This is a genomic window from Pseudomonas sp. AM4(2022) (genome assembly GCF_036346515.1).
GTDB lineage: Bacteria > Pseudomonadota > Gammaproteobacteria > Pseudomonadales > Pseudomonadaceae > Aquipseudomonas > Aquipseudomonas paracarnis.
Window position 1 is genome coordinate 64,901 of record NZ_JAOTNW010000016.1, and the last position, 23,457, is coordinate 88,357.

At 61.9% G+C, this 23,457-nt stretch carries 21 protein-coding genes and 1 pseudogene; 8 read left to right on the forward strand and 14 right to left on the reverse strand.

What is annotated here, in order from left to right; translation table 11 throughout:
- Nucleotides 1-78: 78 nt before the first annotated feature.
- Nucleotides 79-840, reverse strand: a complete 762-nt coding sequence (locus ODQ19_RS20605) for an SDR family oxidoreductase (protein ID WP_014717758.1) — start codon at nucleotides 838-840, stop codon at nucleotides 79-81.
- Between the two features lie 228 nt (nucleotides 841-1,068).
- Here ODQ19_RS20605 and ODQ19_RS20610 point away from each other — a divergent pair, with 228 nt between their 5' ends.
- The gene (locus tag ODQ19_RS20610; protein WP_330211108.1) at nucleotides 1,069-2,076 is read left to right on the forward strand and encodes an NADP-dependent oxidoreductase; all 1,008 of its coding nucleotides are present in this window, start codon (nucleotides 1,069-1,071) and stop codon (nucleotides 2,074-2,076) included.
- A gap of 124 nt (nucleotides 2,077-2,200) precedes the next feature.
- Here the strand turns inward: ODQ19_RS20610 and pyrF are convergent, their stop codons facing one another.
- Nucleotides 2,201-2,899: an orotidine-5'-phosphate decarboxylase gene (gene pyrF / locus ODQ19_RS20615; protein WP_330211109.1), complete on the reverse strand. Its 699-nt coding sequence runs from the start codon at nucleotides 2,897-2,899 to the stop codon at nucleotides 2,201-2,203.
- 259 nt (nucleotides 2,900-3,158) lie between these two features.
- On the opposite strand from pyrF, the gene ODQ19_RS20620 reads away from it, so the two are divergent.
- Both ODQ19_RS20620 and ODQ19_RS20625 read left to right on the forward strand, forming a co-directional pair.
- Nucleotides 3,159-3,923: a response regulator gene (locus ODQ19_RS20620; protein WP_034127268.1), complete on the forward strand. Its 765-nt coding sequence runs from the start codon at nucleotides 3,159-3,161 to the stop codon at nucleotides 3,921-3,923.
- A complete protein-coding gene (locus tag ODQ19_RS20625; RefSeq protein ID WP_191949237.1) occupies nucleotides 3,923-4,954 on the forward strand; it encodes a sensor histidine kinase in 1,032 nt (343 codons plus the stop codon). Before ODQ19_RS20620 ends, ODQ19_RS20625 begins: the two co-directional genes overlap by 1 nt.
- Nucleotides 4,955-5,110: 156 nt before the next feature.
- On the opposite strand, the gene ODQ19_RS20630 is transcribed toward ODQ19_RS20625, so the two are convergent.
- From ODQ19_RS20630 to ODQ19_RS20670, 9 genes are all read right to left on the reverse strand, one after another.
- Nucleotides 5,111-6,175: an AI-2E family transporter gene (locus ODQ19_RS20630; protein WP_003190063.1), complete on the reverse strand. Its 1,065-nt coding sequence runs from the start codon at nucleotides 6,173-6,175 to the stop codon at nucleotides 5,111-5,113.
- Nucleotides 6,176-6,247: 72 nt separating this feature from the next.
- A complete protein-coding gene (locus tag ODQ19_RS20635) occupies nucleotides 6,248-7,066 on the reverse strand; it encodes a DUF4892 domain-containing protein (protein WP_116667554.1) in 819 nt (272 codons plus the stop codon).
- Between the two features lie 102 nt (nucleotides 7,067-7,168).
- Complete coding sequence (locus tag ODQ19_RS20640) at nucleotides 7,169-8,023, reverse strand: alpha/beta hydrolase (protein ID WP_116667553.1); 855 nt, start codon at nucleotides 8,021-8,023, stop codon at nucleotides 7,169-7,171.
- A complete protein-coding gene (locus ODQ19_RS20645) occupies nucleotides 8,020-8,823 on the reverse strand; it encodes an alpha/beta fold hydrolase (protein ID WP_116667552.1) in 804 nt (267 codons plus the stop codon). Before ODQ19_RS20645 ends, ODQ19_RS20640 begins: the two co-directional genes overlap by 4 nt.
- 97 nt (nucleotides 8,824-8,920) lie before the next feature.
- Nucleotides 8,921-9,364 carry a hotdog fold thioesterase gene (locus ODQ19_RS20650; protein ID WP_003190054.1) on the reverse strand — a complete coding sequence of 148 codons (444 nt, stop codon included), beginning with the start codon at nucleotides 9,362-9,364 and terminating at the stop codon, nucleotides 8,921-8,923.
- A 30-nt stretch (nucleotides 9,365-9,394) separates the two neighbouring features.
- Complete coding sequence (locus tag ODQ19_RS20655) at nucleotides 9,395-11,044, reverse strand: AMP-binding protein (protein ID WP_330211110.1); 1,650 nt, start codon at nucleotides 11,042-11,044, stop codon at nucleotides 9,395-9,397.
- A gap of 403 nt (nucleotides 11,045-11,447) precedes the next feature.
- Complete coding sequence (sixA, locus tag ODQ19_RS20660) at nucleotides 11,448-11,897, reverse strand: phosphohistidine phosphatase SixA (RefSeq protein ID WP_116667548.1); 450 nt, start codon at nucleotides 11,895-11,897, stop codon at nucleotides 11,448-11,450.
- Nucleotides 11,894-12,241 (reverse strand): DUF4389 domain-containing protein, encoded by a 348-nt coding sequence (locus ODQ19_RS20665; RefSeq protein ID WP_330211111.1) that lies wholly within the window; start codon nucleotides 12,239-12,241, stop codon nucleotides 11,894-11,896. Before ODQ19_RS20665 ends, sixA begins: the two co-directional genes overlap by 4 nt.
- Before the next feature lie 10 nt (nucleotides 12,242-12,251).
- Nucleotides 12,252-13,277, reverse strand: a complete 1,026-nt coding sequence (locus ODQ19_RS20670) for an NAD(P)H-dependent glycerol-3-phosphate dehydrogenase (RefSeq protein WP_116667546.1) — start codon at nucleotides 13,275-13,277, stop codon at nucleotides 12,252-12,254.
- Nucleotides 13,278-13,472: 195 nt separating this feature from the next.
- On the opposite strand from ODQ19_RS20670, the gene ODQ19_RS20675 reads away from it, so the two are divergent.
- From ODQ19_RS20675 to fabB, 5 genes are all read left to right on the forward strand, one after another.
- A complete protein-coding gene (locus tag ODQ19_RS20675; protein ID WP_330211112.1) occupies nucleotides 13,473-15,593 on the forward strand; it encodes a TonB-dependent receptor plug domain-containing protein in 2,121 nt (706 codons plus the stop codon).
- Between the two features lies 1 nt (nucleotide 15,594).
- On the forward strand, nucleotides 15,595-16,524 hold the full coding sequence (locus tag ODQ19_RS20680) for an ABC transporter substrate-binding protein (RefSeq protein WP_330211113.1): 930 nt from the start codon (nucleotides 15,595-15,597) through the stop codon (nucleotides 16,522-16,524).
- Nucleotides 16,521-18,422: an ATP-binding protein gene (locus ODQ19_RS20685; protein WP_330211114.1), complete on the forward strand. Its 1,902-nt coding sequence runs from the start codon at nucleotides 16,521-16,523 to the stop codon at nucleotides 18,420-18,422. Before ODQ19_RS20680 ends, ODQ19_RS20685 begins: the two co-directional genes overlap by 4 nt.
- A 249-nt stretch (nucleotides 18,423-18,671) precedes the next feature.
- Nucleotides 18,672-19,187, forward strand: a complete 516-nt coding sequence (gene fabA / locus ODQ19_RS20690; RefSeq protein ID WP_003190035.1) for a 3-hydroxyacyl-[acyl-carrier-protein] dehydratase FabA — start codon at nucleotides 18,672-18,674, stop codon at nucleotides 19,185-19,187.
- Between the two features lie 11 nt (nucleotides 19,188-19,198).
- Nucleotides 19,199-20,419: a beta-ketoacyl-ACP synthase I gene (gene fabB / locus ODQ19_RS20695; protein ID WP_003190033.1), complete on the forward strand. Its 1,221-nt coding sequence runs from the start codon at nucleotides 19,199-19,201 to the stop codon at nucleotides 20,417-20,419.
- A 171-nt stretch (nucleotides 20,420-20,590) separates the two neighbouring features.
- Here the strand turns inward: fabB and ODQ19_RS28230 are convergent, their stop codons facing one another.
- The 3 genes and pseudogenes from ODQ19_RS28230 to ODQ19_RS20705 form a co-directional block, all read right to left on the reverse strand.
- Entirely contained in the window at nucleotides 20,591-21,454 is an 864-nt protein-coding gene (locus tag ODQ19_RS28230) for a methyl-accepting chemotaxis protein (RefSeq protein WP_404942496.1), read from the reverse strand.
- A pseudogene (locus tag ODQ19_RS28235) lies at nucleotides 21,446-22,216 on the reverse strand (MCP four helix bundle domain-containing protein); the annotation flags it as partial. The pseudogene ODQ19_RS28235 and the gene ODQ19_RS28230, both read right to left, overlap by 9 nt.
- Before the next feature lie 96 nt (nucleotides 22,217-22,312).
- Nucleotides 22,313-23,335, reverse strand: coding sequence for an amidohydrolase family protein (locus tag ODQ19_RS20705; RefSeq protein ID WP_330211116.1), 1,023 nt, complete (start codon nucleotides 23,333-23,335; stop codon nucleotides 22,313-22,315).
- Between the last annotated feature and the right edge of the window lie 122 nt (nucleotides 23,336-23,457).

Consider the following 23,457-nt stretch of genomic DNA (forward strand, 5'->3'; position numbering starts at 1 on the left):
CGAGCACAGCTCACTGCCCGCCATGGAAACGCCCCACAGCACCTGGCTCTGTTTTCGAATGCCCCACGACCTGCCGTCCTAGATCGCCGTCGCGCCACCGTCCACCGCCAGGGCCTGACCGGTGGTAAACGCTGCGCCATCACTGCACAGGTACAACACGGCGCTGGCGATTTCCTCAACCTTGCCAATACGTCCAACCGGGTGCATGGCTGCGGCAAACTCAGCCTTGCGTGGGTCGGCCTCATAGGCGCGGCGAAACATGTCGGTATCAATCACGGCCGGGCAGACGGCATTCACGCGGATTTTCTTCTTCGCGTACTCGATAGCCGCTGATTTGGTCAGGCCGATCACCGCATGCTTGGACGCCGCATAAATGCTCATCTTCGGCGCCGCCCCCAACCCCGCCACCGATGCGGTGTTGACGATGGCCCCGCCGCCCTGGGCCAATAGCAAAGGCAACTGATACTTCATGCACAGCCACACGCCTTTGACGTTAACCCCCATGATGGCATCGAACTCATCGAGACTGCCGTCGGCCAGCTTGCCCTTCTCGATCTCGATGCCGGCGTTGTTGAAGGCGTAGTCCAGGCGTCCATAGGTGGCGACGGTCTGTGCCATCAATTGCTGCACGTCCGCGTCGAGCGTGACGTTGCAGCGCACAAATATCCCTTCGCCACCGGCCTGGTGGATCAATGCCACAGTGCCCTCACCTCCCGCCACATCAAGGTCAGCGACCACCACCTTCAAGCCTTCGGCGGCGAATGCCAGCGCGGTGGCGCGGCCAATACCAGCGGCGGCGCCGGTCACCAAGGCCACCTGGCCGGAAAACGTCATGCTCATGGGAACTGTCCTGTGAGGTTAATTGCGGTGGAGCGAGTCTAGCCAACGCCGGGAGCTGCGCGTCAGCACTATCAGAAGGCCGGTTGGCGCTGCATGAGTCGCAGTGATAAAGCTGCCCGGCTGATTATCAATGAGGCCTATTGCCGGGCATTCGCCTGCGCCGCACACCCTTGCCCTTCTGCTACTGAGGGTCTATCACTCATGTTCCATTTCTAAAGAGTCCTTGCCATGACCGCCCAGACCAACCGCCAATTTCTGCTCGCCAAACGCCCGGTCGGTGCCGCCACGCGCGAGACCTTCACTTACCAGGAAGTGCCGGTGGGCGAACCCCAGGACGGCCAGGTGCTGGTGCGCAACGAATACCTTTCCCTCGACCCGGCCATGCGTGGCTGGATGAATGAAGGCAAGTCCTACATCCCACCGGTAGGCATCGGCGAAGTGATGCGCGCCTTGGGCGTAGGCAAGGTACTTGCCTCGAAGCATCCGAACTTTGCGGTGGGGGACTACGTGAACGGTGCGCTGGGCGTGCAGGACTACTTCCTCGGCGAGCCCCGTGGTTTCTATAAGGTGGACCCTAGGCTGGCGCCCCTGCCCCGCTACCTGTCGGCCCTGGGCATGACCGGCATGACGGCGTACTTCGCCCTGCTGGAAACCGGCGCACCGAAAGCCGGTGACACCGTGGTGATCTCCGGCGCCGCCGGAGCCGTGGGCAGCATCGCCGGGCAGATCGCCAAGCTCAAAGGCTGTCGCGTGGTGGGGATCGCCGGTGGCGCCGAGAAGTGCAAGTTCCTGGTAGATGAGCTGGGCTTCGACGCCGCCATCGACTACAAAAAAGAAGACGTGCTCGCCGCCCTCAAGCGCGAGTGCCCTAAAGGCGTGGACGTGTATTTCGATAACGTCGGCGGCGATATTCTCGACGCGGTGCTCAGCCGCCTGGCGCTCAAAGCCCGCGTGGTGATTTGCGGTGCAATCAGCCAGTACAACAACAAGGAAGCGGTCAAAGGCCCGGCCAACTACCTGTCATTGCTGGTCAATCGCGCGCGCATGGAAGGCTTTGTGGTGATGGACCACGCGGCGAACTTCGCGGCGGCGGGTCAGGAAATGGCCGGCTGGATGGCCCAGGGCAAGCTCAAGAGCAAGGAAGATATTGTCGAAGGGCTGGAGACATTCCCGGAAACACTGATGAAGCTGTTCAATGGCGAGAACTTCGGGAAGTTGGTTTTAAAGGTCGCCTGACACACTGCAGATCTAAACGTGGGAGCGGGCTTGCTCGCGAAAGCGGTGGTTCAGTCAACCCATTCGGTGCCTGACACAACGTATTCGCGAGCAAGCCCGCTCCCACATTTTAGATTGGGGACATTCAGGCGATCTCGGCGACGACCGCTGCCAACGCCTTGGCAGGATCCGCCGCCTGGCTGATCGGACGGCCAATCACCAGGTAATCCGAGCCCGCATCCAGGGCCTGGCGCGGGGTCAGGATGCGGCGCTGGTCATCCTGGGCGCTGCCGGAGGGGCGAATCCCCGGTGTCACCAGTTGCAACGACGGGTGAGTGTTCTTCAGGGCCTGGGCTTCCAGGGCCGAACACACCAGGCCGTCGAGGCCAGCTTTCTGCGCCAGGGCTGCCAGACGCAACACTTGCACCTGCGGCTCGATATCCAGGCCAATGCCCGCCAGGTCTTCGCGCTCCATGCTGGTGAGCACGGTCACACCGATCAACAACGGTTTAGGGCCGCTGCGCTGTTCCAGCACTTCGCGGCAGGCACTCATCATGCGCAGGCCACCGGAGCAGTGCACATTGACCATCCACACGCCCATCTCGGCCGCGGCTTTGACGGCCATCGCCGTGGTGTTGGGGATGTCATGGAATTTCAGGTCCAGGAACACTTCGAAGCCTTTGTCCCGCAGGGTGCCGACGATTTCCGCCGCGCAACTGGTGAACAGTTCCTTGCCGACCTTGACCCGGCAAAGCTTGGGGTCCAACTGGTCAGCCAGCTTCAGTGCGGCGTCACGGGTGGGGTAATCCAGGGCGACGATGATAGGAGTCTGGCAGACGGACATTGGAATGGGCTCTCAGGCAAGTCGAAATCGGCGCGGATTGTAGCGCAAGCAGCGCCGTTGCGGGATCCGATGATCGGTAAATACTGATCAAACGCCCAATACCGGCGATTCAGGGCAATTGTTTCAACCCCGATACATTCACGACACGCCCCCAATACGCCGCCCGGCTAGCCTCGCGCACATGACCGCCCGCCCAGCACTTCCAGCCCTGGAACTGGGCGCCTATGCTGACAGCCACACTCAGGCAGATGACCTCGCTATGCATACCCCTTGCGACCCTGTAAACGAAGCGCCAAAAGACGCGGTGATCGCCGAAGATAAGCGCTGGAATACTCGCGCGCTGATTGTCGACGACGACGTGCCGATCCGCGAACTGCTGATCGACTACCTGGCACGCTTCAATATTCTCGCCTCGGGCGTCACCGATGGCACCGCCATGCGCCAAGCCATGCAAGCCGAGACCTTCGATGTGGTGGTGCTCGACCTCATGCTGCCGGGCGAAGACGGGCTGACATTGTGCCGCTGGCTGCGCGCCGAGTCGGATATTCCGATTTTGATGCTCACCGCCCGCTGCGAACCTACCGACCGCATCATCGGCCTGGAACTGGGCGCCGATGACTATATGTCCAAGCCGTTCGAGCCGCGGGAGTTGGTCGCGCGTATCCAGACCATCCTGCGCCGGGTGCGTGATGACCGCACCGAACAGCGGGCCAATATCCGTTTCGACAATTGGCGCCTGAATAGCGTGCTGCGCCAGTTAGTGGCCGATGACGGCCTGGTGGTGCCGTTGTCCAACGCCGAGTTTCGTTTGTTGTGGGTGTTCATCGAACGCCCGCGCCGTGTGCTGAGCCGCGAACAGCTGCTGGACGCGGCCCGTGGGCGTTCCATCGAGGCCTTTGATCGCAGCATCGACTTGCTGGTGTCGCGCCTGCGCCAGAAGCTGGGGGATGACCCCAAGGCTCCGCAATTGATCAAGACCGTACGCGGCGAAGGCTACCTGTTCGACGCCCGGGATATCGGTTAATGCGCGCCCCCTTCAATACGCTGTTCGGGCGACTGTTCGGCCTGTTGCTGGTGGCGATTGTGCTGGCCCATGTGCTGGCGTTCTTCTGGTTCCACCACTACGGCCCGCCGCCACCGCCCCGCGCGGCCTTCGTCGAACAACCGGACGGCAGCCTCACGCCCTTGCGCAAAGCGCCTCGCCCCTGGTTCGGCGGCCCGGTGGTGCCCCTGACATTTCAATTTATCTCGCTGATCATCGCTGCCTGGTACGGCGCCAAACTGCTGAGCCGGCCAATCCAGCGCCTGAGCGCAGCGGCCGAGCGCCTGAGCGTCGACCTCGACAGCCCGCCCTTGGTGGAATCTGGCCCTCGCGAAGCACGCCAGGCGGCCTCAACCTTCAACCTGATGCAAAAGCGCATCCGCGAACAAGTCAGCCAGCGCGCACGCATGCTCGGCGCGGTCTCCCACGACCTGCGTACCCCGCTCTCGCGCCTCAAGCTGCGCCTGGAACAAATCGAGGACCCCAAGCTGCAAGGCCAGATGCGCCAGGACCTGGACGACATGATCGGTATGCTCGATGCCACCTTGAGCTACCTGCACGAACAGCGCACCAGCGAGACACGGCATTGGCTCGACGTACAGGCATTGGTGGAGTCCCTGAGTGAAAACGCCCAGGACCAAGGCCGCGACGTGCAGTTTTCCGGCACCTGTGCGCCGTTGCAGGTACAGCCGATGGCCCTGCGTTCATGCCTGAATAATTTGATCGATAACGCCCTGCGCTATGCCGGCACCGCCCGGGTGGAACTGGCCGACAGCCGCGGCGCGTTGGTGATCCGGGTGATCGACCACGGCCCGGGAATCGCCGCCGATAAGCGCGAAGCGGTGTTCGAGCCGTTCTTTCGCCTGGAAGGGTCGCGCAACCGCAATTCTGGAGGGGTCGGTTTGGGGATGACCATTGCCAGGGAGGCCGTCGAGCGACTCGGCGGCCACCTGAGCCTGGAGGACACACCGGGCGGTGGTTTGACGGCGGTGATGTGGTTGCCGAGGGTTTAAGAACTCCCATTTACCTGACACGCCGCGATCCAAATGTGGGAGCTGGCTTGCCTGCGATTGCGCAGTGTCAGTCGATGAAGTGTTGGCTGGCCCACCGCTATCGCAGGCAAGCCAGCTCCCACAAGTACCGCGGCGCACCACCGTTAAGTACACCGATCAGTTACACGGTTTGTCTTCACGGCGCACCTGCGCTTGGCTCGCGCTCCAGTCTGTCAACAGGCTGTAGGCCACCGCCAGCAACGTCGGGCCAATAAACAGGCCGATAAAGCCGAACGCTATCAACCCACCAAACACGCCCAACAACACGATCACCAACGGCAGGTTGCCGCCACGGCTGATCAGGTAGGGCTTGAGCACGTTATCCACGCCGCTGATCACGAACGTGCCCCACACGCCCAGGAATACCGCGTAGGTGTAATCGCCCTTCCACGCCAGCCACGCCGTGGCCGGGATCCACACCAGCGGCGGCCCCATGGGAATAAGGCTGAGCAGGAAAGTCACGATACCCAGCACCAGCGCGCCCGGTACGCCGGCGATCAGAAAGCCGATCAGCGCCAGCAGCGCCTGGGCCGCTGCGGTGCCAATCACACCATTGACCACTCGCTGCACCGTGCCAGCCACCAGTTCGATGTAATAGCCGGCGCGTTCGCCGATCAGGCGCTCCAACAGGCGGTGCACAAACATCGCCAGGCGCGGCCCGTCACGGTAGAAAAAGAACACGAAGACCAGGCTCAGGGTCAGCTCAAGAATGCCGCCGCCGATTTGCGCACTGCGCGCCAACAACCAATTGCCGACCTGGCCCAGGTACGGCTTGATGCTCACCATCAGCGCCGCGCCTTGTTGATCAATGCTGTCCCATGTCGCCACCAGGCGCTCGCCTACGAAGGGGATCGACCCCAACCAGGTCGGCGCCTCGGGCAAGCCGTCGACCTGGATGTCCTTGATCAGCGCCACCGCATCACGCACATGGTCAGCCAGGTTGAACCCCAGCCATACCAATGGCACCGCCACCAGTAACATCCAGCCCAACGTCAGGATGCCAGCGGCCAGGGATTCCCGGCCGCCGAGCCAACGGGTGAGCAAACGCATCAGCGGCCAGCTGGCAAATGCCAGCACCGCGCCCCAGAACAGCGCCGACCAGAACGGCGCCATGACCCAGAAGCTGGCACCAAACAGCACCAGCAGCAGGATTTGCACCAGCAGGCGATCGTTATTGAGCATCGGGTATCTCGAGAAGAAGGCTGTAGGAAGAGAGCTTAGGCGAACGGCGCGGGTCCGTTCGCCCTGTGGTGCTTAGCGTATCAGATGCAGATGCAGTCCTTGGGTTTCACCGGTGCCGGTTTCCAGACGGGCGGTGCGCACGCCCTTCTCCACCAGCGCTTGGCGCCAAGCCTCGGTGTGCGGCCCGCTCAGGCTGACGCGCAGGGTGGTGTCGAGGTTCAAGGCACGGGATATCAAGGTCAGCCAGGTGTCGTCAGGCTCGGCGCCCAGCGCGGGAAAATCCAGCTCTCCAGTGCTTTTGAGCTCACGCAGCAAGGTGGCCGAGGTGGGCAGCAGGTTGCCCAAAGGCGCGCTGGCGTCGAGTTGCTCCACATGCAGGTAGGCGCGACGGTTACCGCGGGTAATGCCGTACAGCGCGACCAGTGAATTGTCCTGCGGGGCGGCCAGGCGAAGCAACAGGTATTCCTGTTGGCCATCGGCGCCCACTAGCTTGGCGTTACCAAACACCTCGTTGGCCCACAGGCTGCTTTCGCCACAATCGCGGGCCTTGCACCAGAACAACAACTGCGCGCCCTTGGCCTGCAAGGCTTCGCGCGTTGCGGTAAAGGCGGCGCTGGAGCTGTGTTCGGCGGGCAGTTCATAGGTGATTGCAGTGGCTGGGCCGCGTGCGATGGCCTGGCCTTCGTAGCGCAACTGGCCGCTGATCTTGCGGATCGCGCCCATGGGGTAGATGCGTTCCTTGTCTTCAGCGGGGCGGTAATCAACGATTTGCGCATCAACCTGGCGGGCTACCGCCGGTAAATCCTGGCTGCCGGGCAGATCGGCGGCAAATACCAGGGGGCTGAAACAGCAAAGGCCAAGGGCACGGATACATCCTTTACCCAGGCTCATCGGATCAGTGAGCCCTGGCCAATGGTGGTCACAGCGATATTGAGTGTGTTCATGGTTGACTCCCTTTCAATCCGCCCAGCCTCGGCAGTTGACCCCGCCAAGTCAAGGCGTGGAGAAGAACCGATTGAAACAGTCTGCAACAAGAGCCGCGCCGGGCTCGTCATTCAGGTGTAAATGATGGCCGCCTGGCAGCGTGGTAACCGTGAAGGGTAGCTGAGAAAGCAATTCGGAATGTTTCGCCAGCATGCCGTCAGCCGCGACCACCAACTGCGTAGGGCATTCGACCCTTCGCACGAACGCCATGGCCTGTTCATCGGTCAGGCGCATCGGCGACGCCAGGGTCAAGCGGCTATCGCTGCGCCAGGTGTAACCGCCCGGTACCGGCATCAAACCGCGCTGGGCCAGGAGTTGCGCCGCCTCACGACTGACTGCCACCACGCCTTTCATCCGCGCCTCGACCGCCCGATCAAGGCTGTTGTAGACGGGTTTGCGCTTGTCCTGCAGGCTCAATTGCGCCTGCAACGCCATGCCCAGGCGCTCGGCCGCGTTCTCGCCGCTGGCGGTCGGTGGGATTACGCCGTCAATCAGGCCCAGGTGTGTCACCCGCTCCGGCAAGGCCCCGGCCAACACCAGAGAGACTATGGCGCCCAGGGAGTGGCCAAGTAATGCAAAACGTTTCCAGCCCAGTTGCTCGGCCACCTGCAGCACGTCGTAGACGTAATCCCACAAGGCATAACCGGCGCCAGCCGGGCGGTGCGCCGAATGCCCATGCCCCGCCATGTCCAGGGCGACGATGCGCAACCCGCGCAACTTGGGCGCCAGGCGCGCAAAGCTGTTGGCGTTGTCCAGCCAGCCATGCAAAGCAATCACCGGCAGCCCATCCTCGGGTCCGAACAGATGCGCAGCCAGTTCGATATGCGGCAGGCTCAGGCGCACCTCTTCGACAGGCGCACTCATGCGCAACTGCGCTCACGGGCCTGCCAGCGGGCGAACAGGTTTTTGATCAAGGCAGCGGTGTCCTGGGGGCGTTCAAGGGGGAACATATGGCCGCCGGGCATGGTGAGCATTTCGCCCATGGGCAAGCGGTCGACACCGCTGGCATGGTGACGCATCACCACCCGGCTCTGGCGACCACGCACCACAGCCAGCGGCACCTTCAACTGGCGCACCTGGCCCGGGCTGGTGTGGGGTACGCCGCGATAGATGCTGATTTCGGTGGCTGGGTCGAACCGCAGGCGCAGGCGATCGCCCACTTGCTGCAGGCCATGTTGCAGGTACGCGTCAAAGCAATCGGGGTCGAAGCCACGGAACAGGGTCTTGCCGGCGAAATAGCTGCGCGCGCTGTCCAGGTCGGTGAATTCTTCGCGCCGGCCAAGCGTGCGCCCAGCCGGGGTGAGGCGGTCGATAAAACCAAAGCGCTTGGCAGCGCGGATCACCCAGCGGTCTGCGCGGGTGAGCACCGGCGAATCCAGCATCACCACGCCCCGGTACAGGTGCGGGCAGCGCATGGCGGCGTGCAAATGCAGCACGCCTCCCAGGGAATGGCCCACGCCCCACACCGGTTCTGGCTGCTGCTCCAGATGGTGGATCAGCTCGTCCACCAGGTTCTGCCAGTTGTCATCTACGGGGAACCTGGGGTCGTGACCGTGCTGCGGCAGATGTGCCACCGCATATTCCGGGGCCAGGGCGGCAAACAGCTTGCCGTAGGTGGCCGAAGGGAAGCCATTGGCGTGGGTAAAAAAAACATGCTGCGGCATACAGGTTCCATCAACAAAAACAGAGGGGGATTGTCACCATGCCCGGCCCCTACAGCAATGACTGTAACTGCCAGGAATGATGACACTCACGCCACGCCTATCGCGCCGGCGGTTGTTCACCCAGCGGCACCACGGCCATGGTCAGGCGCGAGACACAACTGGCCTTGCCCTCGTCGCTGCTCAGGCGGATGTCCCACACCTGGGTGGTGCGCCCGATATGAATAGCCTTGGCCACCGCCGTCACCCGGCCGCTGCGCACACCGCGCAGGTGGTTGGCGTTGACCTCCAGGCCCACGCAATAGAACTTGCTTGCATCAATGCACAAGTAGGCGGCCATGGAGCCGACACTTTCGGCCAGCACCACCGAGGCGCCGCCGTGCAGCAGGCCGTAGGGCTGATGGGTGCGGTGGTCGACCGCCATACTGGCGGTAAGGGATTCGTCGTCGAAGCTTTCGAAACGAATATCCAGCATTTCACCGATGGTGTTTTTCTGGATCGCGTTGAGGTGTTCGATATTCGGTTGGGTACGCCACAGGCTCATACGGTTGTCCTTGTTGGTTTTATTACGGCCCTAATCCTGCCACAGAACGGTTTCGGCGCGCGCGCTCCATGCTTGCAATTGTGGCCCGTACGTCGACTCGATCACGTTGCGCTTGATCTTCAAGGTCGGCGTGAGAAAGCCGTTTTCCACCGCCCAGTGGTCTTTCACCACCACCAATTGCCCCATGCGCTCATGCTTGTCCAGGCCAGCATTCACCTGTGCCAGCCAGCGCTCAAGGCCACTGCCAAGGGCGTGGCGGTCCTCGCCCGGCGCCGACAATATGCACAGCCCTATCGGCGCGCTGAGCCCCTCGCCGACCACACACACCTGTTCAATACGTGCATGTTCGGCCAGGCGGTTTTCAATCGGGGCCGGGGCCACGTATTTGCCTTTGCTGGTCTTGAAGATTTCCTTGAGGCGCCCGGTCAGGCGCAGGCGACCGTCAGCGTCCTGCTCGCCCTTGTCACCGGTACGCAGGAAGCCATCTGCGGTGAGCGTATCCGCGGTTTTCTGCGGATCCTTGAAGTAGCCCAACATGGTCGCGCCACTGTGTACCTGCACTTCGCCTGACGGATCGATACGCACCTGCACACCTGGGCAGGGCTGACCGATCCAACCGAGCGTTTGCCCGCCTGGGCGACACACATGGGAATAGCCGCAGTTTTCGGTCATGCCATACACCTCCAGCACATCCAGGCCCAGGCGCCGATACCAACGCAGCAACGCCTCGGGCACCGGCGCAGCGCCGGACAGGGCGATGCGCAACGCATCCAGCCCCAGACCGGCGAGGACTTTATGGCCGACGCGCTTGCCGATAAACGGCAGGCTTAACAGCATATCGAGCCTTTTTTCCGGCATTTTGGCGTAGACGCCCAGTTGGAATTTGGTCCAGATGCGCGGCACGCCAAACAAGGCCGTCGGCCGCGCCCTGCGCAAATCGGTCAGGAAGGTCTCCAGGCTCTCAGCAAAAAAAACGGTTTGCCCGGTATAGATCGAAGCCATTTCCACAAACATTCGCTCTGCCACATGGCACAGCGGCAGGTACGACAGCAACCGGTCATCCTCCCCCAGGCCAAACAACTCAGTACCGCGCGTGGCAGCAAACCCCAAAGCGCCGAAACTGTGCATCACCCCCTTGGGCAGGCCGGTCGTGCCGGAGGTGTAGATGATGGTAGCCAGGCTGTCGGCAGCCGGTAGCGGGTTGTCCTGGATCGGCGAGCAGGCTTGCAGGTTTGCCCAACTGAAATCGAAAGCCCCGTCAGGACACAGCGGCAGGCTGATAGTCGGCACGCCCGCAGGAATGCCAGGCGCCATCGCCGACCAGTCATCGAGCTTGCCGATCAGCGCCAATGCCGCCTGCGAATGGGTCAGCACATGGGCGACGGACTCGGCGGTGAGGTTGGGATAAAGCGGCACCGACACATGCCCAGCCATCCAGATAGCCAGATCGGCGATGATCCAGTGGGCGCAGTTTTTTGAAATCAACGCAATGTGCGAACCCTGGGGCAACTCCCGCGCGCGCAGCCAGTGCGCGGCGCAACGGGCCTGGTGGCCGACCTCGCCCCAGGTGAGGGTCTGCACCTCACCGCCGCCGATGGGCTGAACGAGGAAGACTTTGCGCGGGTGCCGCGCTTCACGCTCGAAGAAGACCTGCAACGGCAAACGAAAAGCGACAGGCATGGGACGCGCTCCTTTGTGATCCGAGATACAGCCAACCAAGCACTTGCTTGGTTGACTGTATAGCACAGGAGAAGGAAACGGCCTGCCGCTAACCACGATGCGAAGCGAGCCGCTCTTGATCTTGATCTGCTTTTGATCTTGATCTCAGGCGCCCCATCAAACCACGCTGGCCGGAACCCTAAGTGGCCGTTACCGCAGGAATGGATATGTACTCGGTATAACGGTTTCGACTGTGAGGCCGCCTTCGCGAGCAAGCCCGCTCCCACAGTGGGATCGTGGGGTGTCAGGTAGATAAGCATCGGCTGGCAGGCCGCCATCGCAGGCAAGCCAGCTCCCACTGTTGGATCGCGGCGCGGCATAGGTTGGCGGCCGTCGCGGGAGCACGTTCAGCGTCGCACGATGCCTAGGGATTCTTCACATCCACCAGGCTCATCAAGCCCGCCAACGGAAAGTCACCTTCAAGTTGCGCCAAACTGGCCGTGTACATCGGCTCTGGCTGGCGCTGATGCCCATGCTGCAAAAAACTGATCAGGCTGCCCACCAACGGTTGGTGGCTGACCAACAGCACATCGTCATCGGTGTCGAGTTTCTCCAGCACTCGCTGAACATCCCCATCAGGCGTCAGCCACGGCACCGTACGGATTTCGGGCTGGAACCCCAGCACATCGCGCACCAGCTGCGCCGTCTGCTGCGCTCGTACATAAGGGCTGGCAATGATGGCGCCCAAGGGCTGGCCAATCAGGTGCGCAGCACTGCGCACTACTTCGGCGCGCCCGTGCTCGGTGAGGTTGCGCTCGGCGTCCGTGGGGGCGTGCGCTTGGGCCTCACCGTGACGCAGAATCCATACCTTCATAGCTTCGGCTCTTCATCACGCACCGGGTGCGGTGCCGGCGGTACGCTGTGGGCCGCTTCGCCTTCGGGAGCGCGTGGGGTTGGCCAATCGGCGAACGGCCAGGGCTTTTGTTCGGTGTGGAAGCTGCCGAAGCGGCCGATCTGCGCCAGGAACTGGCTGAGGCTGTCGCCAAAATTCATCAGGCCCAGGTTCGGCGCACCGTAGATCAGCCGGTAAATCAATTGCACCACCACCAGCGCACCGAGCAGCAATTGCGCCACCTGCCACACCAGCGCAAACACCAGCATCCACAAGATGCGCAAGACAATCGAATCGTATGGAGGGGCAGCTTTGGGATCGTTCATGACGCGTTCCTCAGTTGAAACCACTGGTGGAAATAAAGTCGACATCGGTCTTGGGCTCAGCTCGCATCAGTAACTCGATGACCTGGTTCAAGGTGCGCCCTTCGAACAGGATCGCGTGCAACCCGGCGACCAGCGGCATGTACACGCCCACTTCCTGGGCCTTGGCTTTCAAGACCTTGAGGGTGTTGACCCCTTCGGCCACTTCACCGAGGCGCGTCACCGCCTCCTCCAGGCTCAGCCCTTGGCCCAAGGCAAATCCGACCTGATAGTTGCGGCTTTTAGGCGATGAGCAGGTGACGATCAAGTCACCCACGCCCGCCAGGCCGAGGAAGGTCATGGGGTTGGCGCCCTGGTTCACCGCAAAACGCGTCATCTCGGCCAGGGCACGGGTGATCAGCATGCTCTTGGTGTTTTCGCCCATGCCCAGTGCCACGGCCATGCCGGCGATGATCGCGTAGACGTTTTTCAAGGCCCCGCCCAATTCGACGCCGAAGCGATCGGCGCTGGCGTAGACCCGGAAGGTACGGCCATGCAGCACCGCCTGGACGCGCTCGCACAAGGCCTCGTCTTCACTGGCGACGACGGTGGCGGTCAACGCGTGCTCGGCGACTTCCCGCGCCAGGTTCGGCCCGGACAGCACGCCAATGCGCGCCTGGGGGGCGATTTCGGTGAGGATTTCACTCATCAACTTGAAGGTGTGGGCTTCGATGCCCTTGGTCAGGCTGACCAACAACTTGCCAGCCAGGCGTTCGGCGTGGGGCGCCAATACCGAGCGCAAGGCGCTGGAAGGCAGCGCGACGAAGCACAGGTCGCAAGCCGTGAGGGTTTCCAGCAGGTCGGTCACCGGTTCGACGGCAGGATGAATCTTGATACCTTTAAGGTAACGGGGGTTTTCGCGATGCACGCGAATGGCTTCGGCCTGCTCGGGGTCGCGCATCCACTGACGCACCGCGTGGCCGTTCTCGGCCAGCAGGTTAGCCACGGCGGTACCAAAACTTCCGCCTCCCAGGACCGCAATAGGGCGCTGTTCAGTCATATGCAATCCGTTAATCCATACCAGTGGCGATGGCGGCATTATACGGGGCGCCCGGCTTGCGGCCAGCCCCCCTATCAATTCGCGGGCTTGTCAGAAAATGCAACGGGTGTGCGAAGTAAATGCAAGTCCGACGACTGGCAAATAGCCGCGCCTCGGTTAACATGGTCGGCTATCCGCAATTAACAAGGCCGTGCCGTGTATCTGGGCCCTCCTCCTCGCTCATCACTGTTATTGATGCTGGTGTGCGCTACCTGCGCACAGGCCGACGACCTGTTCCTCGACAGCCAGCCGCTGCCCCAGGTCTTGACCGCCACGCGCCTCAAGCAATCGGCCGCCGCCGTGCCCGGCAGCATGACGGTGATCGACAGCGAGCTGATCAAGGCCAGTGGTGCCCGGGACATCTCGGAACTGCTGCGGCTGGTTCCCGGGATGATGGTCGGCTACACCAGCGGCAACCAGGCCTCGGTGAACTACCACGGCACCAGCGCCAGTGATGCCCGGCGCATGCAGGTGTTGATCGACGGGCGCTCGGTCTACCGCGCCGGCCTGGCCACGGTGGACTGGAGCGATATCCCGGTGGCCATGGAGGATATCGAGCGCATCGAGGTCTTTCGCGGCCCCAACACCGTCAGCTACGGCGCCAATGCATTGATGGCGGTGGTGAATATCCTCACCCGCTCACCGGCCAACAGCCAGGGCTCACGGATGAAGGTCATCCGTGGCGAACGCGGCATCAATGACTTCTATGCCAGCCAGGGTGTGGGCTGGGAGACCGGCGATTTACGCTTGTCCCTGTCCGGGCAACAGGACGATGGTTTTGACAGCGACGCGGCCGGCGCCGACCGCCGTGACGGGCGCCGTCTCAACCGTTTCAGCCTGGCGGTGAGCCAGACCTTGAATGCGCAACAAAGCCTCGATTGGCAACTGAACGTCAAGGAAGGCACGAACCAGCGCCCTTATACCTACACCCCGGTGTTTGCCGGGATTACCGAAGGCGGTAGCAATTCCGACGCCACCGCCAAAGACTATGCGGGCTCCCTGCGCTGGAACTTCGACTTCAACCCCGACCACAGCCTGTATATCCAGGGCTCGGCACAGCAATGGGACCGCAAGCAAATCTGGAAAGCCTGTGACGCCAAGGTCTCGTTCAGCCCGGAGCTGACCCAGCTATGGCAGCTCAACCCCAACTATGCCGAACTGCTGGCGCGGCACATGGACACCTACAGCCAAGGCTCCGCACCACCCGGCAGCGCCGCCGAACAGGCCTTGGCCAATCAGGTCCTGGGCCAGTGGCGCAACGGCGCCAACCAGAGCGTGTGCGGTGATATCGACCAGAGCGCCCGTGAAAGCCGCTACGACGTGGAGATTCAGGACACGCTCAGCCTCTCCGACAGCCTGCGCCTGGTCAGCGGCATGAATTACCGCTACGACCGCGCCGACTCCGAGACCTACTTCAATGGCACCCTGGACGACACCACGTGGCGTCTGTTCGGGCATCTGGAATGGCGCGCCAGCGAACACTGGCTGCTGCAAGGTGGCGCCATGTACGAAGACACGCACCTGAGCGGCAACTCGCTGACGCCGCGTGTGGCGGTCAATTACCTGATCAACCCACGCCACGGCTTGCGCGCGATTTACTCCGAGGCGATCCGCTCGCCGGACATGTTCGAGAACAACGTCAATTGGAGCTACCGTGTCACCAATCTCAGCTCCCCCACCTACGGGCAAAACGCCGGGCAATATTTTGTCGTGACGCGCGGCCCCGGCAACCTCGACAAAGAGTTGATGCGCTCACGCGAGCTGGGCTACAACGGCTTCTTTGCCGAGCTGGGGCTGAATGTCGACGTGAAGCTGTTCTATGACGAAATCACCGACATGATCAGTTCGCCGCTGCGCAACAACCAATACATCGCCAGCAACGCCAACAGCTCGCGCTTCACCGGTGCAGAGTCACAGTTCGACTGGCGCGTGAGTAACGCCGACCGCCTGCGCCTGACCTATGCTTATGTAGACGCCACCTCCAGCAACCCGCTGGACAAAGCGCAAACCGCGCGTAACAGCGGCTCGGCCGGTTGGCTGCGTGAATGGGGCCAGGGTTGGTCCAGCGCCTTGTTCTACTATGGCGACGACGCACTCAACCAATATCGCTTCCAGCGGGTCGACCTGCGGGTGGCCAAGCGCATTGCCGTAGGCAAAACCAATGTGGAGCTGGCGGGCATGTTGCAACAACGCCTGGATAACCAACCCACCACCTGGGCGGACAACAACTACGACCATCGCCACGCTCTCTACTTCAGCGCCGAGCTGGACTTCTGACATGGCCGATCAGTCACGGATGACACGCTTGCTGGTTTCACGATTGTGGCGCCGCGGCCTGCTGCTGGCGTGCCTGCTGCTGGCAGCGCCGGCCTGGAGTGCCAGCATCCTGCTCACGGCTGCCGACGACGGTGCCGGTGTGCGCGCCTTTACCCAGGCCCTTGCCCAACAGCGCCCCAACGACCAGGTCAGCTTTACCCCCCTCAACGAGTTGCCGGCGCCCAGGGACTTGCCCGCCAGCACCCGTTTGATCCTCCTCGACCTGCCCGGCCTCGACTGGCGCCTGCAGGATGCCCAGGGGCCGCCCGCTCTGGTGCTGCGCATCAGCCGTCTCCAGGCCCGGCAACGCCTGGGCAACACGCACCCGGCGAAAATCAGCCTGCTCTGGAGCGACCCGCCGTTGGAACGTCAGTTGCGCCTGATCGCCCATATCCTGCCCCAGGCCCAGCGCGTTGGCGTGCTTTACGATGCCGGCAGTGAGTTCCTGCTGCGCGAACTGATGCAGGCCGCCAAGCCCATCGGCCTGGAAATCGTGCCCCAGCTCTGGGACAACACCAGTGACAGCCGCCCGCTGCAAAACCTGTTCAAGAACAGCGACGTGCTACTGGGCCTGGACGACCCGAACCTGTACAACCCCAAGACCGTAAAAAACCTGTTGCTGAGCAGTTACGCCCAACAACTGCCGTTGGTGGGGCCCAATGCGGGGTTTGTGCGGGCCGGCAGCCTGGCCAGCACCTACAGCGATCAGGCCGACTGGCTCGCCGTGCTGGGCCACCTGCTGGACCAGCCGCCGGCCAATTGGCCGCACACGCTCTACCCTGAACACTTCAAAGTCGTGGGCAACCCGCAAGTCGCACGCTCACTGGGCATCGAACAGGTCGATGAAGTCGCCGTTGCCGCCCGCTTGGCCGAAGGAGAACAACGCCCATGACCTTGCGTCGTCGTTGGGATATCAACACCCGCACCCAGCTCATTACCCTGGGCCCCGCGCTGCTGTTGACCCTGCTGCTCATCACCTTCTTCACCTTCGTGCGCATCCAGGATTTGCGCCAGGAACTGGACCACACCGGTCAATTGATCGCCAACCAGCTGGCGCCCGCCACTGAGTACGGCGTGATTTCCGGCAACAACGACGTGCTTGAATCCCTGCTGCGTGCAACCCTGGCCACGCCCCATGTACGCTTCCTCGAGATCCAGGACAGCGCCGAGAACATCCTGGTGTACGTGGAGCAGCCGTCCGAGCGACATGATCGCTCGCTGTCAGTGAAAGTGTTCCAGGCACCGATCCGCCTGCAACACATCCAGCTCAACAATGACTTTTTCCAGGACAACCTCAACGAACCCAAGGCCCCCCGCGCGGACTACCTGGGGCGGGTGATCGTGGGCATGTCCAATGATGCGTTCAGCCAGCGCCAGCAGGAGATCCTGTTCAAGGCCGGGATCCTGGCGTTGTTCGCCCTGCTGTTTACCTTCCTGCTGGCCCGGCGCTTGTCGGCGAGCCTGTCAAAGCCGATCAGCGCCATGGGGCATGCGGTCAAGGCCATCCAGCAAGGCGATTACAAGACGCCACTGCCGATCGTCGATGACTCGGAACTGGGCGACCTCTCGCGGCATATCAACAACCTGGCCGAGGGCCTTCACCAGGCCAGTCGCGAACAGCAACAAGCCATGGCCCAGTTGATCCAGACCCGTGAAGAAGCCGAACGGGCGAACAACGCCAAGTCGGATTTCCTGGCGATGATGAGCCATGAACTGCGCACGCCCATGAATGGCGTGCTGGGCATGCTGCAACTGCTGGAAACCACCGAGATGACCGAGGAGCAGACCGAGTATGCGGCGCTGGCTTCGGAGTCTACCGAGCACTTGCTCAAGGTGATCAATGACATCCTCGACTTCTCACGCATTGAACGCGCCGCACTGGAACTGGAACATATTCCGTTCAACCTGGCGGACCTGATCAACAGCTGCGCCCAGGCGTTCCAGCACAGTGCCCAGCAGCGCGGGCTGAGCCTGGAGTTGCCCATCCCCATGGGCCTGGAGGCCCTGCGGGTGCGCGGCGACCCGACGCGGATCCGCCAGATTCTGGTGAACCTGATCGGCAATGCATTGAAATTTACCGAACATGGCAGCGTGACCGTCGAGCCCCACTGGCAAACCCTGGACCATGAGTTGGTGTGGTTCACCTGCACCGTGCGCGACAGCGGTATCGGTATTTCCGCCGAACGCCTGGATTTGATGTTCGATGCCTTCCAGCAGGCCGACAGCTCCATTTCCAGGCGTTACGGTGGCACGGGGCTGGGCCTGCCGATTGCGCGCACCCTGGCCGAACGCATGGGGGGCACCTTGCGCGCCCAGAGCGAAGAAGGTCGAGGCTCGGTGTTCACCTTGGAGATTCCGCTGGCCATCGACCAGCAACAAATGGCGGCCGCCGCTCCCGACGCGCCTGGCAAAGCCAGCGCCGGCGATGGCCGCCATGTGCTGCTGGTGGAAGACAACCCGGTTAACCGCACCGTGGTCGAAGCGATGCTGCGCAGCCTGGGCTTCGAAGTCAGCCTGGCCACGGACGGCGCCGAGGCGATCCGAAGCGCCGAGAGCTTGATTTTCACCGCCATCCTGATGGATTGCCGGCTGCCCTTGATTGACGGCTACGAAGCCACGCGACAGATTCGCCAACTGCCCGGCTGCGCCGATCTGCCGATCATCGCCCTGACGGCCAACGCCTTGCAGGGCGACCGCGAAGCGTGCCTGGCAGCCGGAATGAACGATTACCTGGCCAAGCCGTTCAAACGCACGGATTTGCAGCAAATCCTGCAACGCTGGGTGCAATAGCGCCGCGCCATCAGCCAACTGCGACTGGCGTGAAAGACGAAAGTGCGGCAGTCTTAGGCACCCGAACGGGCCGATAAACAGGCCCGGTTTAAAATTTCAGTGAACAAGTGTACATTCAGTGCCTTGCCGCTGTGACTTTCACTACAACGCAATAGTCTATGTGTAGGCTGCCGCTATGAGGCATGAACGCTTCATTCGGTTCGGGAAGATTTGCCCAACCCAGCCGCATGGGATTATTGAGGAGCTCGCATGACCAAACAAAACGCCTTTACTCGGGAAGACCTGCTGCGCTGCAGTCGCGGTGAGCTGTTCGGCCCAGGTAACGCGCAACTGCCCGCCCCGAACATGCTGATGGTGGATCGCATCACCCATATCAGCGAAGAAGGTGGCAAGTACGGCAAAGGTGAATTGGTCGCCGAGCTGGATATCACCCCTGACCTGTGGTTCTTCGCTTGCCACTTCGAAGGCGACCCTGTGATGCCAGGCTGCCTGGGCCTTGATGCCATGTGGCAGTTGGTCGGTTTCTACCTGGGCTGGCAAGGCCTGCCGGGCCGCGGTCGCGCTCTGGGTTCGGGCGAAGTGAAGTTCTTTGGCCAGGTACTGCCGAGCGCCAAGAAAGTCACCTACAACATTCAAATCAAGCGCGTCCTCAAGGGCAAGCTGAACCTGGCCATCGCCGACGGTTCGGTGACTGTCGACGGTCGCGAGATCTATACTGCCGAAGGCCTTCGGGTCGGCGTATTCACTTCCACTGACAACTTTTAAGGGTTATCCGCATGCGCCGCGTCGTTATCACTGGTCTGGGCATCGTTTCTTGCCTGGGCAATGACAAAGAGACCGTCACCGCTAACCTGCGTGCAAGTCGCCCTGGCATCCGCTTCAACCCGGAATATGCCGAAATGGGTCTGCGTAGCCAGGTTTCCGGCTCCATTGACCTGCCCCTCGAAGAACTGATCGATCGCAAGATCTATCGCTTCGTCGGCCACGCTGCCGCCTACGCCTACCTGGCCATGAAAGACGCGATCGCCGACTCCGGCTTGAGCGAAGACCAGGTTTCGAACGTACGCACCGGCCTGATCGCGGGCTCCGGCGGCGCATCGACCCTCAACCAGATGGAAGCGCTGGACATCCTGCGCGAAAAAGGCGTGAAGCGCGTTGGCCCGTACCGTGTAACGCGGACCATGGGCAGCACCGTTTCCGCCTGCCTGGCTACGCCATTCCAGATCAAGGGCGTGAACTACTCGATCTCCTCCGCGTGCGCCACCAGCGCCCACTGCATCGGGACTGCCGTTGAGCAGATCCAGCTGGGCAAGCAGGACATCGTATTCGCCGGCGGCGGTGAAGAAGAGCATTGGAGCCAGTCGTTCCTGTTCGACGCCATGGGCGCACTGTCCACCCAGTACAACGAAACCCCGGAGAAAGCCTCTCGCGCCTACGACGCCAAGCGTGACGGTTTCGTCATCGCCGGCGGTGGCGGCATGGTCGTGGTTGAAGAGCTGGAACACGCTCTGGCCCGTGGCGCCAAGATCTACGCGGAAATCGTTGGCTACGGCGCCACGTCCGACGGCTACGACATGGTTGCGCCAAGCGGTGAAGGCGCCATCCGCTGCATGCAGATGGCAATGTCCACCGTCGACACCCCAATCGACTACCTGAACACCCACGGCACCTCGACCCCGGTCGGCGATGCCAAGGAAATGGAAGGTGTGCGTGCGGTATTCGGCGACAAGGCTCCGAAGATCAGCTCCACCAAGAGCCTGTCGGGTCACTCCCTGGGCGCCGCTGGCGTTCACGAAGCGATCTACTGCCTGCTGATGATGGAAGGCAACTTCATGGCCGGCTCGGCCAACATCGACGAGATTGATCCGGTTGTGGCTGATATGCCGATCCTGACCAAGACCGTTGAAAACGCCAAGATCGATACCGTGATGAGCAACAGCTTTGGCTTCGGTGGCACCAATGCCACCCTGGTACTGAAGCGCTGGCAGGGCAAGTAAGCCCCGCAGATCACATGAAAAAGCCCCGACTGGTTCGGGGCTTTTTTTTGCGCTTTGATTTGAAACCGCATCGCCTTCATCGCAGGCAAGCCAGCTCCCACCTTTGAATTGTGAATACAGTCAAAGGTGGGAGCTGGCTTGCCTGCGAATGGGCCAACCCGGTTCCTCGCCCTACACCGAAAACCGCGCCACCATCGAGTTCAAATCCACCGCCAACCGCGACAACTCCTGGCTCGCTGCACTGGTCTGGTTGGCCCCGGTCGATGTCTGATGCGCCAGGTCGCGGATATTCATCAGGTTACGATCCACCTCCCGAGCCACCGCCGCCTGCTGCTCCGAGGCACTGGCAATGACCAAATTGCGTTCGTTGATCAAGGTGAATGCCGAGGCAATCTCTTCCAGGGCCATGCCCGCCGATTTGGCGATATCCAGTGTGGAGCGCGCCCGCGTATTGCTCTGCTGCATCGAACTGACAGCCTGGTCGGTGCCCTGCTGAATCCCGCTGATCATCTGCTCGATTTCCTGGGTCGACTGCTGCGTGCGATGGGCCAAGGCTCGCACCTCATCGGCCACCACCGCAAACCCGCGCCCGGCGTCACCCGCTCGCGCCGCTTCAATCGCCGCGTTCAATGCCAGCAAGTTGGTTTGCTCGGCAATCGAGCGAATCACATCCAGCACTGTGCTGATGCCATAGACCTTTTGCGCCAGCGCTTCGACCTGGGTCACATTGGCGGTCACATCGGTTGCCAGGGCTTCAATCGACACCACCGTCTGCTGCACCTGTTCACGCCCTTGCTGGGCAATGCGGTCGGATTCGCGAGACGCCTGGGAAGTGGCCACAGCATTGCTCGCCACCTCCTCCACCGCCACCGTCATTTGATTGACCGCCGTGGCCGCCTGTTCGATTTCCTGGTTCTGCTGGTGCAAACCACGGGTCGCATCCTCGGTGACGCAACTGAGCTCTTCGGAAGCCGACGCCAATTGGTTCGACGATTCTGATATGCGCCGGATAGTGTCGCGCAAGCTCTCCTGCATGCGCTTGAGCGCCTGCTGCAAGCGCGCCGGCTCGTCGCTGCCACTGAGCTTGATCTCGCCAGTTAAATCGCCGCTGGCAACGCCCTGGGCTACTTTCAACGATTGCGCCAGCGGTAGCACGATGCTACGCGTCAGCCACACGGCCAGGCCGATCGTGATCAACGCCGTGACGCCAATCATGACCATCACCCAGACCCGCGACTGGCTGAACACGTGTTGTGCCAGCCGGGCGGCCTCGTTGGCGCTGGACTTGTTCAGATTGACCAACTCACGCAACGTCACGGCCATCTGGTCGGCCATCTGATTCATTTCGCCATTGACCACCGCAATGGCCTCCTCCAGCCGATTGGCCTTGGATAAGCCCACCACCTGCTCCTGGCGTTGCAGATACTGTTGCTCCTCGACCTTGAAGCGATCAAACAGCACGCGCTCTTCAGGCAAGACGATCAACGCCTCGTACACGCCTTCAGCGTGGTGCAAACCGGTTTTGATCTCGGCGATTTTCTGCTCGTTCTGCGCCACCGCCTGGGGGTCGCGGTTGACCAGCAAGCGCAACGTCAGCGCCCGAATGCGCAACACATCCTGATTCATCTCCCCCACCGCCATTACGCTGGGCAGCCAGTTGGCCTCCACCTGGTCCGACTGCTGGCGCATATTGGCCATCTGCAACAGGGCAAAGCCGCCCAAGACAAACACCATCAACGCCAGCACACCAAAGCCCAGGCCGGCGCGAGGGGCGATATTCAAACTGCGGATATTCATGCCAGGGTTCCTTCCAAAAGTACTGCATCCACCTGCAGCGAGTCTCTTGGACGTTATCGGCACCTCAGGTCATTGGCATAAGACCAAAACGCGATATCAATGCGCGTCTCCATCGCGAGGCGGCTTGGGCAGGATGGCCAGGAAATTGTCGCGCGCGACCTTGTGGGCAACGTCTTCGGGCAACGCATCGAGGAAAGGATCGAAACGGCGCATCTCTTTGCCCAACTTATTGAAGCGCCCCACAACGTCGGAGCCGAGCATGAAGCGATCCGGGAAGCGCTCCACCAACGCCACCCATTGCGGCCGTGGCTTGCCGGCGTCGTCCAGCAGATACGGCGTGAGCATGCTCCAGGACAGGTCGATATACAGGTTGGGGTAAGCCTCAAGCAGGCGCGCCAAGGTGGGCAGCAAAAAATCCATTTGCACCTGATGACGGTGGATTTCCTTACTGGTACCGGCATGGGCCCAGATAAAACGCGTGTGCGGGTGGTTGCGTAACGGCTGCTCGACTTCCGCCAGGTACAGTGGGTTGCGCTCACGTTTAGAGGTGATGTTGGAATGCAGCATCACCGGCAGGTCGTTTTCGGCCGCCAGGTGGTAGATGCGCGTCATGGCTTCGTTATTGGCACGCGGCGTGTCGCCGGAGGTCAGGGCGGTGAGGTCATCGTGGCGGGTAAACACTTCACCGATGCCCTGCCACAGCCCTGGGTTAAGGTCGAGCATGCGCTGGATATGGGCGGCGGAGTTCTTGTCGTTGGGATTGAAACCGGCGAGGAACGGATGAAAGTGCTGGCGTTGCTCGGAGGACAGTTTATTGACCGCCGCCGCGACGATCACATCCGTGGCGCTGTACCAATAGGCATCGGCGTCGTCACCGGCGTAATAGCGCGGGCGCTTGGGCTCGTCTTCGTGCCATTTCTTGGCCACGGGAATCCCGGAAATCATGACGTGCTCAATACGGTTGTCCGCCATGGCCTTGAGCAGCTTGTCCATGCCGGCGGTTTCCTGGAAAAAATCCACGTAATGCAGGTGCGCGTCGCTGTAGGCATAGTCACGAGCCTGCACGGCAAGGCTGCTGGCGGCGAGCAACAAGGCAAGACTCAGGCGGGCTCCAAACACGGTAAAACCTCAATAAGGGCTGATACGGGTAGACCTTGCGCCAGCCGTCAGGGTTCAGCACGGAAAAAACCGGAACACTGGAGTGCCAGCATGCTCTATAACTGCATGACCTTCATCCTGCC